At 68.5% G+C, this 12474-nt stretch carries 13 protein-coding genes; 4 read left to right on the top strand and 9 right to left on the bottom strand.

Features of this window, described 5'->3' with window-relative positions; translation table 11 throughout:
- Positions 1 to 17 precede the first annotated feature (17 nt).
- A complete protein-coding gene (locus ACQR2C_RS04825) occupies positions 18 to 506 on the top strand; it encodes a hypothetical protein (protein WP_434880599.1) in 489 nt (162 codons plus the stop codon).
- A 27-nt stretch (positions 507 to 533) separates the two neighbouring features.
- Here ACQR2C_RS04825 and blaOXA read toward each other — a convergent pair whose 3' ends face one another.
- The 4 genes from blaOXA to ACQR2C_RS04845 all read right to left on the bottom strand — a co-directional run bounded on the left by blaOXA (position 534) and on the right by ACQR2C_RS04845 (position 4206).
- On the bottom strand, positions 534 to 1352 hold the full coding sequence (gene blaOXA, locus ACQR2C_RS04830; protein ID WP_434880600.1) for an OXA-1091 family oxacillin-hydrolyzing class D beta-lactamase: 819 nt from the start codon (positions 1350 to 1352) through the stop codon (positions 534 to 536).
- 82 nt (positions 1353 to 1434) lie between these two features.
- Positions 1435 to 1716 carry an EscU/YscU/HrcU family type III secretion system export apparatus switch protein gene (locus tag ACQR2C_RS04835; protein ID WP_315714536.1) on the bottom strand — a complete coding sequence of 94 codons (282 nt, stop codon included), beginning with the start codon at positions 1714 to 1716 and terminating at the stop codon, positions 1435 to 1437.
- Complete coding sequence (locus ACQR2C_RS04840; RefSeq protein WP_434880601.1) at positions 1713 to 3362, bottom strand: flagellar hook-length control protein FliK; 1650 nt, start codon at positions 3360 to 3362, stop codon at positions 1713 to 1715. The genes ACQR2C_RS04835 and ACQR2C_RS04840 overlap by 4 nt, the downstream gene beginning before the upstream one ends.
- Before the next feature lie 61 nt (positions 3363 to 3423).
- Positions 3424 to 4206 carry an ATP12 family chaperone protein gene (locus tag ACQR2C_RS04845; protein WP_434880602.1) on the bottom strand — a complete coding sequence of 261 codons (783 nt, stop codon included), beginning with the start codon at positions 4204 to 4206 and terminating at the stop codon, positions 3424 to 3426.
- 89 nt (positions 4207 to 4295) lie between these two features.
- Between ACQR2C_RS04845 and ACQR2C_RS04850 the strand changes: the two genes are divergently transcribed.
- Complete coding sequence (locus tag ACQR2C_RS04850) at positions 4296 to 4736, top strand: hypothetical protein (protein WP_434880603.1); 441 nt, start codon at positions 4296 to 4298, stop codon at positions 4734 to 4736.
- Between the two features lie 51 nt (positions 4737 to 4787).
- Here ACQR2C_RS04850 and ACQR2C_RS04855 read toward each other — a convergent pair whose 3' ends face one another.
- Positions 4788 to 6170, bottom strand: coding sequence for an RluA family pseudouridine synthase (locus ACQR2C_RS04855; protein WP_434880604.1), 1383 nt, complete (start codon positions 6168 to 6170; stop codon positions 4788 to 4790).
- 106 nt (positions 6171 to 6276) lie between these two features.
- Here ACQR2C_RS04855 and ACQR2C_RS04860 point away from each other — a divergent pair, with 106 nt between their 5' ends.
- Complete coding sequence (locus ACQR2C_RS04860) at positions 6277 to 7224, top strand: alpha/beta hydrolase (protein WP_434880605.1); 948 nt, start codon at positions 6277 to 6279, stop codon at positions 7222 to 7224.
- Positions 7225 to 7380: 156 nt separating this feature from the next.
- Here the strand turns inward: ACQR2C_RS04860 and ACQR2C_RS04865 are convergent, their stop codons facing one another.
- Genes ACQR2C_RS04865 through ACQR2C_RS04875 form a run of 3 tightly spaced genes read right to left on the bottom strand, consistent with a single transcriptional unit; the run spans position 7381 to position 10544 of the window.
- On the bottom strand, positions 7381 to 8715 hold the full coding sequence (locus tag ACQR2C_RS04865) for a replication-associated recombination protein A (protein WP_434880606.1): 1335 nt from the start codon (positions 8713 to 8715) through the stop codon (positions 7381 to 7383).
- On the bottom strand, positions 8712 to 10106 hold the full coding sequence (locus ACQR2C_RS04870; RefSeq protein WP_315800958.1) for a DegQ family serine endoprotease: 1395 nt from the start codon (positions 10104 to 10106) through the stop codon (positions 8712 to 8714). The genes ACQR2C_RS04865 and ACQR2C_RS04870 overlap by 4 nt, the downstream gene beginning before the upstream one ends.
- Before the next feature lie 60 nt (positions 10107 to 10166).
- The gene (locus tag ACQR2C_RS04875) at positions 10167 to 10544 is read right to left on the bottom strand and encodes a winged helix-turn-helix transcriptional regulator (RefSeq protein WP_431334774.1); all 378 of its coding nucleotides are present in this window, start codon (positions 10542 to 10544) and stop codon (positions 10167 to 10169) included.
- A 117-nt stretch (positions 10545 to 10661) separates the two neighbouring features.
- On the opposite strand from ACQR2C_RS04875, the gene ACQR2C_RS04880 reads away from it, so the two are divergent.
- Positions 10662 to 11678 (top strand): zinc-binding alcohol dehydrogenase family protein, encoded by a 1017-nt coding sequence (locus tag ACQR2C_RS04880; RefSeq protein ID WP_434880607.1) that lies wholly within the window; start codon positions 10662 to 10664, stop codon positions 11676 to 11678.
- 231 nt (positions 11679 to 11909) lie between these two features.
- Here the strand turns inward: ACQR2C_RS04880 and ACQR2C_RS04885 are convergent, their stop codons facing one another.
- The gene (locus tag ACQR2C_RS04885) at positions 11910 to 12305 is read right to left on the bottom strand and encodes a hypothetical protein (protein WP_434880608.1); all 396 of its coding nucleotides are present in this window, start codon (positions 12303 to 12305) and stop codon (positions 11910 to 11912) included.
- Positions 12306 to 12474: the final 169 nt, after the last annotated feature.

Raw genomic sequence — 12474 nt, forward strand, 5'->3', positions numbered from 1 at the left:
CGATGAAACGGAGCCCGATGATGCGCGCCTCTCGCCTTGCGATCCCCACTTTGCTGACCGCGCTCGCCCTGGGCGGCGCGGCCCATGCGGCGCCTGCCGCGCCGTTCCGGGGGCTGGAGGGCTCCTGGACCGGCGGCGGCGTGATCAGCTTGTCCGACGGCAACCAGGAGCGGCTGCGCTGCCGCGCGGCCTATGACGTCGGCGGCGCCGGCGAGCAGCTCCGGCTCAACATCCGCTGCGCCAGCGACAGCTACAACATCGACCTCTCCAGCGACGTCGCCTATTATCGCGGCGGCGAGATCTCGGGACAATGGAGCGAGTCGAGCCACAACGCGTCCGGCACGATCGAGGGCCGCGCCGTCGGCAACCGCATCGAGGCCCAGGCGCGCGGGCAGACGTTTTCCGCCGGCCTGTCGCTGACGACGCAGGGACGCCGGCAGACCGTGTCGATCCGCCCGGCCGGCACGGAGATCACGGGAGTGAATCTGGAGCTGTCGCGGCGGTGAGTGCCGGCGCCCTCCGCGTCACGGCTGTCACAGCGCGCCGATCTCCTTCAGGCACGCTTGCGTCAACGTCATCCGAGCCTCGACGTGGCGCGGCTCGGGGCAGTCCATGTTGAGCGCGAACACGGTCGGCTGATCCCCCTTGTCGACCCAGCCGACCATCCAGCCGAGTGAGCCCTGCTCCTTGCCGAGCAATCCCGACTTGAAGTGAATGACGGCGTCGCCGACCTTGGTCGTCGGAATGATGTCGCGCGTCAGATCCTGGCTGCGCTTCGACACCGTCAGGGCGCCACGGCGCAGGCGATCGATGAAATCGACCTGCTCCACCGGATCGATGCGAAGCGCGCCGGTGAGCCAGAACTGGTCGATGCCGCCGCCGATGTCGTGATTGCCGTAGTCGAGCTCCTCGAGATATTTTTGCATCCGCTCGGGACCGATGCGGCGCGCGATCTCCTGATAGACCGGCACGGCGGAGACCGCGATCGCGCTGCGCAAGGTGTGATCCCTGTTCCAGGCCTCGATCGATCTCGTGACGCCATCCCATTTGAACACGTCCTTGTCGGGATCCTCGACGACGCCCGTCTCCAGCGCGATCAGCGAGTTCGCGATCTTGAAGGTCGAGGCCGGCAGCTTCGCCTCGCCGGACCGATCGGCATCGCTGGCGATGATGAGATATTCCTCGACCTTGTAGGCCAGGAACGTGCCCTTGGTGCCCTCGTCGGTGAAGCGCTTGGCGAGCTCGCCGCGGATCTCGTTGCGTGGCGGTGCGACATGCGCAAATGCGCGCGCGGGCAACAGGCTGGCGCCGGTCATCAGGGCGAGCGCGTGGCGGCGGCTCATCATGGGCATCGCAAATCTCCGTCGTCGTTCGCCCTCCCTACCACAGGGCGGTGACGACCGACGCATGACGGAGATCACAAATGCGGCGCGCTCAGCGCATCGGCCGCGACAGGTTGAGCACGAACACCAGCACCTCGGCGACGGCCTTGTAGAGCTCCTCCGGGATCTCGTCGCCGAGCTCGACATTGGAGAGCGCGCCGGCCAGCACCTCGTTCTCCTCGATCGGGATGTCGTGCGCCTTCGCGACCTCGATGATCTTGGCGCCGATCGTGCCCTTGCCCTTGGCGACGACGCGCGGCGCGCCCTGGCCCTTGTCGTAGTGCAAGGCGACGGCGAGCTGGGTCTTGTTGGCGGCCTTCACCTCGATGCTCATAGCGCGCGATCCAGGAAATGGCCGGCCCTGGGCGGCATCACGGCCGGCGGCGCGCCGTCCTGCACCACGAGATCGCCCGGCGAGAGCTCGGCACGGCTGAGGGCCTGGCTGAGGTCGGCAAGGCCGGCGCGCAGCCGCGCGGCGGTGACCGGACGCTCGGCCCACATCCGCACGGAGGTGCGCTCGGCGCTGAATGAGATCATCGCATGCACCGGGCCGGCCGGCTCGACGTCGAGCGAGAAGCGCGCCCGCCAGACGCGCTTGGCGGCGTCCGGCGATTGCGTGCCGCCGTCGCGCGCGATCTCGAACTGCGCCATGGCCGTGCCCTGCGGGGTGGCGAAGGGAATCTCGAAGTTCCAGCGCGGCGGCGCCGGGTCGGTGCGCGCGGTCGAGGCGTCCGGGCGATCCGGCAGCGAGGCGACCTGCAGCAGGGTCTGGCGCGACAGCGCCTGGTCGGTCTCGTCGAGCAGCCGGTGCGCGATCGCCGACAGCGGCGTGTCGGGACCGAGCGTCGGCATCGCCACGGCCTGCGGCATCGGTGCAGCCCCGCGGAACGGCGGCGGCGGGGTGTTGGTACGCACGACCATGTCGGCGCGGCCGTTGGCGTTGCGTCCGGGAACGAGGCCCGCGGCGCGCGGAATCTGCTGCTGCGCCTCCTGCAGCACGGCCAGCACCGTGCCGGGCGTGAGCGACTGCGCCTTGGCGCCCGTCAGGGCCTCGATCAGCGCCGAGCCGGTGAAGCCGGCGGATGCGGCGTCGGGCCGTCCCATTCCCGTGGCCCAGGGCTGGGGCGGCAGCTCGATCTCAATGTCGGGCACCAGCGAGGGGGCGCCGCTCTGTTGTTGCGCGGCGGCGGCGCGGCCGGCCTCGGACAGCACCGAGGCATAGGAGCCACTGGGCGACGGCTGCGTCGATGCCGCCATGCCGGGCTCGGCGGTCTGCAGCACCGTCGCCAGCGTCTGGCGCAGCACGATCAGCGCCGCCTTCAGGTCGGGCGTGCCGGCGCCGGTAGTGCCGTTGGCGAGCGAGGATTCCAGGAACAGGCCGGATTGCTGCACGGCGGTCTGCACATCCTCCGCGGTCAGCGCCGGCGAGAGCGGCGTCTGCTGCGCCAGCACCTGGGCCACGGCGGCACGCAGGGCCGGTGGAAGGTTCGGCGAGTCGGCGACGGCCTGGAGATCGGCGAACAACTGGCCCTGGCTGCCCTGGCGGGTCGCCGCCTCCTCGCTGGCGATCGACAATGCGAGCCGCTCCAGCCCGGTCAGCGGATCCGGCGGTGGCGGGAGCGCCGGTGCCAGCCGGCCGGTGACGTCGACGACGGTGGCGGCCGGGGTCGGGGTGCCGGTGGTGCCAGTGGCAGCACTGCCGCCCTGCCCGACGATGGCGAGCTGCAGCCCTTGCGCGGTCTGCGACACGGCGACCTGCACGGTCTGGCCGGCCTGCAGCGGCAGCTCGCTCGCGAGCTCCATCGACAGGTTTCCGATCGCGACCTGGACCAGGTTCTCGGCGAGCACCTGCTGCACCCTGGCGCTGACCAGTGCGCCGGCCTGCAGCGTGGTCGCCGCCGCCACCGTGGTTCCGGCCGGCGAGCTGCCGACGCCGCGGACGGCGCTCACGGAAGGCGACGGGGTGACACTCTGGACCATGCGCGTACTCGGGTTACGCGCACAGCCTAGCGGGTGCCCCTAAACCCGGCGTTAACCGGCCTCAGAGCGCGGCGTCGACCGCCCGGAGGATGCGGACGGCGGCCTGGTAGTCGATCTGCTTGGCGGCGCGACGGCTCATCGCCTCCTCGTCGGCGCCCCATTGCGCGACGTTCCAGTCCTCGTCGACATGGGCGGCCGCCCAGACCTGATCGGCGTCGCGCACCCCATGCACCAGCGCCAGCGCCAGCAGCGCCGAGCCGGTCAGTGTGGTGACGACATGCGCCGCCGCCACCGTCCACGGGCCGGTCGGCAGCGCACCGCGTGCCGCCTGCACCGCTGCCTCCGACTGGGCCACATGCATGATGCCTTCGGACAGGATGAAATGCGCGCCCAGGCCGTCGCGCGCCCAGTCCAGCACCGGGTCCCAATGCTCGGCCTCGCGCGCGACCAGCCCCTCGGGATGACCGGCCCGGTAGAACAGCAGGTCGGACTGGAGATATTTGGCAATGTCCTCGCGCACCGCGTCGGTGCGGTCGACCACCGACTGCACGACGCTGTTGGCGAACCGCGTCAGCGGCATCGTGGCGGGATCGATGTTCTCACCCTGGGCCTGCCACTCGGCGGCGACGGCCTCGGCCAGCTCCCCGGCGGGAACGATGACGACGCGCCCCGACGGTGTGCGGATCGGCCGGCCGTCGAGGGTGACGTTGAAGCCGCCCTCGGCCGCGGCGGTCCCGGCCTCCTTGTAGAAGCGCTTGCGCAGCGGCGTCCGCATCGCCTGGCGCGCCGATTCCTGCGGATCGAGCGGCGACCGGCCGACGACCTCGTCAAACAGTTCACGCATCAAAATTCCAGCCCTCTCGCGGGATGATCACACGGGATCCGTTGTTTTCGCGGTAGATAAGCCCTGTCCGCCCGAAATGCGAGCTGCCGATGCGTCCGCTGCTCTCCGCCCTCGTCCTGCTCGGCAGCGCCGTCGCGGCCGCCGCCGGCTTCCGCTCGCCGGAATCGCTGGTGCGCAACGTCTATGCGCATTACGGCCGGGGCGCGCCGGAGCTCTCCGCCGGGCTGCCGCGGACGGCCGAGACCGCGCGGCAGTTCTTCGATCCGAGCCTCGCCGGGGCCTGGGCGGCGCCGCGGCGTGAGCCCTACGATTTCCTGGTGCAGAGCCCGCGCTGGAAGCTCGGCCCGGTCGCGATCTCGATCTTGCGCAAGCAGTTCGACAAGACGTATGTGGCGGCCAGCTTCGACAACCAGGGCCACCGCGTGACGATGAACTTCATCGTCGTGAAGGGACCGGACGGCTGGGTCATCCTCGACGTTGAGACCCCGCACGATTCGCTGCGGGAGTTTTTGCGGCAGTTCCGGAATTGAGCCGCTGCGTAGCCCGATGAGCGAAGCGATATCCGTGTTACGAGAGGCCGCTCACTCCTCCGGCGCGTTCTCGATCGGGTCGAAGCGGTCGTGCTCGAGGCCGAGCAGGTTCCACGACTGCAGCATGTGCGGCGGCAGCGGCGCGGTGGCGTCGATCACGCCGCCGCGCGGATGCGGGATGACGATGCGGCGCGCGAGCAGGTGCAGCCGGTTCTGCAGGCCGCCGGGCAGCGCCCAGTTCTCGATGTTGAAGTATTTGGGATCGCCGACGATGGGATGGCCGATATGGGCCATGTGCGCGCGCAGCTGATGGGTGCGGCCGGTCACCGGTTTCAGCGACACCCAGGCGAGCTTGTTGGCCGAGGCCTCGACCACCGCGTAGTAGGTCACGGCGTGGCTGGCGCCCTCGTCGCCATGGGCGGCGACGCGCATGATGGTGTCGTCCTCGCTCTCCTCCTTGGCAAGATAGGTGGAGATGCGGCCCTGCTTGGGCTTGGGCACGCCCGCCACCAGCGCCCAGTAGATCTTGCGCGCCGAGCGGCTGCGGAAGGCGCCGGTCAGATGCGTCGCGGCGAAGCGGGTCTTGGCGATCAGCAGGCAGCCGGAGGTCTCGCGGTCGATGCGGTGCACGAGCCGCGGCTTCTGGCCCTTGGCGTCGCGCATCACCTCCAGCATCTGGTCGATGTGGCGGGTCATGCCGGAGCCGCCCTGCACCGCGAGCCCGGCCGGCTTGTTGAGGACGAGCACGTCGTCGTCCTCGTACAAGGTCATCGCCTTGAGGCTCTCCAGCGTCTTGCGCTCGCCCTCGGTGAGGCCGGCGCGCTCCTTCGGCGCGTCCAACTTGAGCGGCGGAATACGCACGCTCTGGCCTTCTTCAAGGCGATCCTTGGAGCCGGCGCGCTTGCCGTCGACGCGCAGCTCGCCTTTGCGGACGATGCGCTGGATGTGCGAGAACGACAGGCCGGGAAAGCGCGCCTCGAGGAAGCGGTCGACGCGCATGTTGTTCTCGTCGGCCGTGACCACCACGGTCTGCACCTTCGTCGGCAGCAGCGGCGTCTCCGGCTCGACCTTCTTCGGCGGCGGCGCCGCAGGCCTGGGCTCGGCACGCTCCGAGCTGAACCGCGCGGGCTTGCCGGCACCGGCGCGCTTGGCCGGCGGCCGCTCGCGCGGGGCGAAGCTGTCGCGGCGATCCTCTCCCTCGGCGCGCGGCGCACGGCTGCGCTCGGCCTTGCCGCGCCCGAAATCGCCGCGCGGTGCCGCCTCGCGGTCACCGGCAAAACGGTCGCGCCGCGGCCGCTCGGCATCGGGACGCTTCGCAGACTCACGCTTGGCCGCGGCGCCTGCGCTGCGGGCGGCCTCCGCCTTCGGCCGCTCGCTGCGGCGATCGGTCGGGCGATCGGATCGGGTCTGGGTTCGCTTGATACGGCGGCTCATGGCAGGTTGCGTATCGCAAAAGCCCCTGCCAGTCACGGCGAAATCGCGATAAATCCGCTTGTGAGTCGGCCGCTTGGGCCATCGATACTGATCGGAGCGAATTCGAATGACGCTCACGCGACTGGGCCTGGCGATCCTGGCAGCCACGCTGGCGACGACCGCCACGCAGGCGCAGCAGAGCCCCATGCCCGACGACATCGCCTGGAAGCTGATCGAGATCGGCCGGGTCATCGCCCCGCCGAAGACCGCCGCGATCTACGCGCCGCTGCAGGCCAAGGAACCCTACACCGGCGTCAAGGTGCAGCGCGATGTGAGATACGGCACGGCCGAACGCAATCTGCTCGACGTCTTCACGCCGGATGCCGCGGCCGCGCCCCGGCCGGTGCTGATCTTCGTGCATGGCGGCGCCTTCATCGGCGGCAACAAGCGCACCACGCCGGACGGCCCGTTCTACGACAACATCATGCTGTGGGCGGTGAAGAGCGGCTTCATCGGCGTCAACATCACCTACCGCCTGGCGCCGAAATTTCCCTGGCCTGCCGGTGTCGAGGACGTCGCCAGCGCGGTGCAATGGGTGGCCACCCACGCCGCCGAGAACGGCGGCGATCCCGCGCGCATCTATCTGATGGGCCACTCGGCCGGCGCGGTGCACGTCGCGACCTATGTGGCGCATCCCGAATTCCACAAGGTCGCCGGCGGCGGCCTTGCGGGCGCGATCATGGCCTCGGGCGTCTACGACCTCACCGCGACGCCGCTTGGCGACCAGGAGATGGCCTATTTCGGCACCGATCCCTCGCGCTTCAAGGAGCGCTCGTCGCTGCAGGGGCTGCAAGCCTCGCCCTTGCCGCTGATGATCGTCTCCGCCGAGCTCGACCCGCCGCGCTTCGTCGAGCAGTTCGATCTGCTCAAGCAGGCCGCCTGCAAGCGACCGTCCGGCTGCGCCCGCGCGGTGATGCTGCCGCAGCACAGCCACATGTCGGAGGTGTATGCGATCAACACCGAGGACGACCGGCTGACGCGGGAGATTGCGGAGTTCGTCAAGACGGGGAAGTAGTAGCGCGCTCCCTCCACCGTCATTACCCGCAGCGAAACAATCCAGGGCGTCGCGAGGACTCTGGATTGCTTCGCTGCGCTCGCAATGACGTGGAGAGAGCATGACGCAACATAAGCAGCGCGACACGCGGTGACAGAACGAGCGGCGTCGGGGCTCCTACCCACCCCGCTCCTTCCGCAGCTTGGCCCAATAATCCAGCCGCTTCCTGATCTCGCGCTCGAAGCCGCGCTCGGGGGGATCGTAGAACTGCTGGCGGCCGAGGGCGTCGGGGAAGTAGTCCTGGCCCGAAAACGCGTCCGGCGCATCGTGGTCGTACTGATAGCCCGCGCCGTAGCCTTCGCCCTGCATCAGCTTGGTCGGCGCGTTCAAGATGTGCTTTGGCGGCAGCAGCGAGCCGCCCTCCTTCGCCACGCGCTTGGCGGCGCCGAACGCCTTGTAGGCGGCGTTCGATTTTGGCGCGGTCGCGACGTAGATCACGGCCTGCGCGATCGCGAGCTCGCCCTCGGGAGAGCCCAGGAAATCATAGGCGTCCTTGGCGGCGTTGGCGATCACCAGCGCCTGGGGATCGGCGAGGCCGATGTCCTCCACCGCCATCCGCACGATGCGGCGCGCGAGGAACAGCGGATCCTCGCCGGCGTCGAGCATGCGGGCGAAGTAGTACAGCGCCGCATCCGGATCGGAGCCGCGCACCGATTTGTGCAGGGCCGAGATCAGGTTGTAGTGGCCGTCGGCCGATTTGTCGTAGATCGGCGCACGGCGCTGCAGGATGTCCTGCAACTGCACCGCGTTGAAGATCTCGTTCTTTCGCGCCGAGCGCCAGACTTCCTCGGCGAGCGTCAGTGCGGCGCGGCCGTCGCCGTCGGCCATGCGGATCAGCACGGCGCGCGCCTCGTCGTCGAGCGGCAGCTTGCGGCCCTCGACCGCCTCGGCGTTGCCGTAGAGCTTCTCGATCGCGGCGGCGTCGAGCGAGTGGAACACCAGCACGCGCGAACGCGACAGCAGAGCGGCGTTGAGCTCGAACGACGGATTCTCGGTGGTGGCGCCGACCAGCACGACGGTGCCGTCCTCCATCACCGGCAGGAAAGAGTCCTGCTGCGCGCGGTTGAATCTGTGCACCTCGTCGACGAACAGCAGCGTGCCCTGCCCGGTCTCGCGTCGCGCGCGCGCGGCGTCGAAGACTTTCTTCAGGTCGGCGACGCCGGAGAACACCGCCGAGATCTGCTCGAAATGCAGCTCGGTAGCATCGGCCAGCAGCCGCGCCACCGTGGTCTTGCCGGTGCCGGGCGGGCCCCAGAAGATCAGCGAGCCCAGCGTGCGCGTCTCCAGCATGCGGGTCAGCGCGCCGTCAGGGCCGAGGATGTGATCCTGTCCCACCACATCCGACAGCTTGTGCGGACGCAGCCGCTCGGGCAGCGGCCGCGGCGCATCGTGCTCCATCCCCGCCGCGGCGAAGAGGCTCGGGCCTCCCTGCTGGGGACGCTTCGGGCTCATCCGCCGAGCGTGACATTGATCTGCTGGCCGCCGCGCAGCACGGTGATGCGCCAGATGCGCGCGGCCTCGCGCGACGCCTTGTCGAGGTCGGCGGTCTTGGCGATCTTCTGGTTATTCACGGCCATGATCACGTCGCCCTTCTGGAAGCCGACATTGGCCGCGGTGGTGCCGTCGCCCGGCTCGAGCACGACCACGCCCTCGGTGTCGGCATCGAGATGCAGCTCATCGGCGACCGCCGGAGAGATGTTGGCGACCTTGGCGCCCTGGAACGGCGAGCGGCCGTTGATCACCATCTCGTTGCGTCCGGTGTCCGGCGCGGTCTCCAGCGCGACCGCGACCTTCACCGGCTTGCCGCCGCGCTGCAGCTCGATCTGCGCCGTGCCGCCGAGCGGCCGGGTCGCGAAGCGATAGTCGAACGCGTTCGGATCATCGACGGTCTGGCCGTCGATCGACACGATCAGGTCGGACGACTTGATGCCCGCCTTCGCCGCCGGGCTGTTCGCGACCACGGAGGCGACCAGCGCGCCGGTCGGCGAGCGCAGGCCGAGGCTCTCGGCGATCTCGGGCGTCACCGCCTGCAGCCGCGCGCCGAGCCAGGGGCGCTTCACCGCCTTGCCGCCGCTCTTCGCCGAAGCCACGACCACGCGCACCATGTTGGCAGGGATCGCGAAGCCGATGCCCTGCGAGCCGCCGGACTTGGAATAGATCGCGGTGTTGATGCCGACGAGACGTCCGGTCATGTCCACCAGCGCGCCGCCGGAATTGCCGGGATTGATCGCGGCATCGGTCTGGATGAAGAACTGATAGTCGGTGATCCCGACCTGCGTGCGCGCCAGCGCCGACACGATGCCGTGGGTCACGGTCTGGCCGACGCCGAAGGGATTGCCGATCGCCAGCACGACGTCGCCGACCAGGAGATCATCGGAGTTGGCGAGGTCGAGCGTCGGAAACTGCTCCTTGGTGCCCTTCAGCTTGAGCACGGCCAGATCAGTGCGGCTGTCCTTCAGCACGATCTCGGCTTCGAACTCGCGCTTGTCGGCGAGCGAGACCTTCACCTCGTCGGCGCCCTCGATCACGTGCACGTTGGTGACGACGAGACCGGACGCATCGATCATCACGCCCGAGCCGAGCGAGCGCTGCATCTGCTCCTGCGGCCCGCCCTGCAGGCCGAAGAAGCGGCGGAAGATCGGATCGTCGAGAAAGGGATTGCGGTTCTGCACCACCTTGGCGGCATAGACGTTGACGACCGCCGGCTGCACGCGCTGCACGATCGGCGCATAGGACAGCCGCAGCTCGGCCGCGGACTGCGGCACGCGCCGGTCCTGCGCCGCGAGCGGAGTGGCTGCCAGCAGAGACAGCAGCAGGACCAGTGTGGAGCGAATCAACGTCATGCGAACAATCCTGGGAAAATGACGGCTTGGATATAGGCGGAACGGCCGCCGCGGCCAAGCTCAGGCGGCCTGATGCGGCGTTTTGATGGTCTCTGCAACGGGGCCGCAGGACAGCCGTTCCTGGTGCCGCTCGCCCCAGCTCCTGAGGACCTCGATCACCGGCCGCAGGCTCTCGCCGACCTCGGACAGGGTATAGTCCACCCGCGGCGGCACCTCGGCATAGACCTTGCGAACCACCAGCCCGTCGTCCTCGAGCGCCCGCAGCTGCTTGGTCAGCATGCGCTGGGTGATGCCGGGCATCAGGCGGCGCAGCTCGCCGAAACGCTGGCTGCCGCCCTGCAGGTGGTAGAGGATCACGCCCTTCCACTTGCCGTCGATCAGATCGAGCGTGGCTTCGACCGCGCAGCCCGGACGGCGGGTGAAATTCTTCCGTTTCATCGCGTTTTGGCCCAATAGTATCCAAATGGGGACTAGTTCCCCATTTTTACAGTACTTGCTGAAATGACGCCAGAAGGACAAACAGATCCTATCGCCAAGCCAACCAGGAGGTTGTTCATGAAGGCCGTCGGATACCAGCAGTCGCTCCCCATCACCGAGGACCGCGCGCTGTTCGACTTCGAGACCGCCAAACCCGAGCCGAAGGGACGCGACATCCGCGTCGCAGTGAAGGCGGTATCGGTCAATCCGGTCGACACCAAGGTGCGCAAGCGCGCCGCACCGCCCGCCGGCGAAACCAAGATCCTGGGCTATGACGCCGCTGGCGTGGTCGAGGCTGTCGGCCCGGACGTGAGCCTGTTCAAGCCCGGTGACGAGGTGTTCTACGCCGGCTCGATCCTGCGCCAGGGCACCAATGCCGAATTCCATCTGGTCGACGAGCGCATCGTCGGCCGCAAGCCGAAGAGCCTGTCGTTCGCCGAGGCCGCCGCCCTGCCCCTGACCTCGATCACCGCGTGGGAGCTGCTGTTCGACCGGCTCGGCGCCATCCCCGGTAAGAGCCTCGATGACCGCACCTTGCTGATCACGGGCGCCGCCGGCGGCGTCGGCTCGATCCTGATCCAGCTGTCGCGCCGCCTCACCGGCCTGACCGTGCTCGCCACCGCCACCCGGCCCGAGTCGCGCGACTGGTGCCTGAAGCTCGGCGCCCACGCCGTGATCGACCATGGCAAGCCGATGAAGGCGCAGATCGACGCACTGAAGCTGCCGCCGGTCAGCCTCATCGCGAGCCTCACCCACACCGACCAGCACTACAAGGCGATCGCCGACTTCATGGCGCCGCAGGGCAAGTTCGGCCTGATCGACGATCCCGCCGAGTTCTCACTCGCAGCCTTCAAGGGCAAGGCGATCTCGATCCACTGGGAATCGATGTTCACGCGCTCCTCGTTCACGACGCCCGATATCATCGCGCAGCACAACCTGCTCAACGATGTCTCTGATCTCATCGACAAGGGCGTGATCCGCACCACCCTCGGCGACAACTACGGCACCATCAACGCCGCCAACCTCAAGCGCGCCCATGCGCTGATCGAGAGCAACACATCGCGCGGCAAGATCGTGCTGGAGGGGTGGGACTGATAACAATCAGCTCGTCGGGTGGGCAAAGGCAGGACTCTGGTCTCTTCACGTTCGAGGTCGCGGTGGCGCCGTGCCCACCATCTCGCCGGTGCGCTCGCTGACGGACGGTGGCACGCTGCCGCCTGACGGCGGCTGCTTTGCCCACCCTACGGCACCGCCACCCTCAACTAACAAGCCCGCGCTTCATAGCTTTCCGTCATTGAGAGCGAAGCGGCAACGGCGTCCGGTCGCTCATTGCCGCGCTGGTCCCCAAGCGTAGGCCTCATCGGGAGTGCTGAACGCCCTGATCACCGGCTCGGAAAAGCCGAGCGCCTCGTAGCAGTACTCACTGCCGACGAAAATGAAATGCCGGGGTCGACGGCCGACCGGATCGATCGCCTCATAGGCATTCAACAAGGCCGATTGCCCGGCCTCCTTGATATAGACGCCGCCGTCGTACACGACGGTGTCGGCGCCATGCGCCGACACCGCGTAAGTGACCTCTTCGAACCCGGCATAGATCTGGCACGCGATCTCGATGCCGTAGGCGCGCAAACCGGGCGGCGATGCCACGACGATCAGGTGAAGCACGCCGCGCCAGAGACCTTGATCGAAGACCGCAGGCGGTCGTTCGATGCCGTCGATCATCGAAGGGTAAGGACGCCATTTGATGGAAGGGTCCGGAAACAAGAAACCTCCAGGCAGATCTTGATCATGGATCATAGCGCGGCATGTAGGGGCTGCATATTCGCCCTGCATTCGATAATTCGGAGGGCTGCGAGGCCATGATGGGCGAGGACTGGCCGGCCGGGCCGAT

The sequence above is a fragment of the Bradyrhizobium sp. HKCCYLRH3061 genome (genome assembly GCF_051168015.1).
In the GTDB taxonomy this organism is placed as follows: Bacteria; Pseudomonadota; Alphaproteobacteria; order Rhizobiales; family Xanthobacteraceae; genus Bradyrhizobium.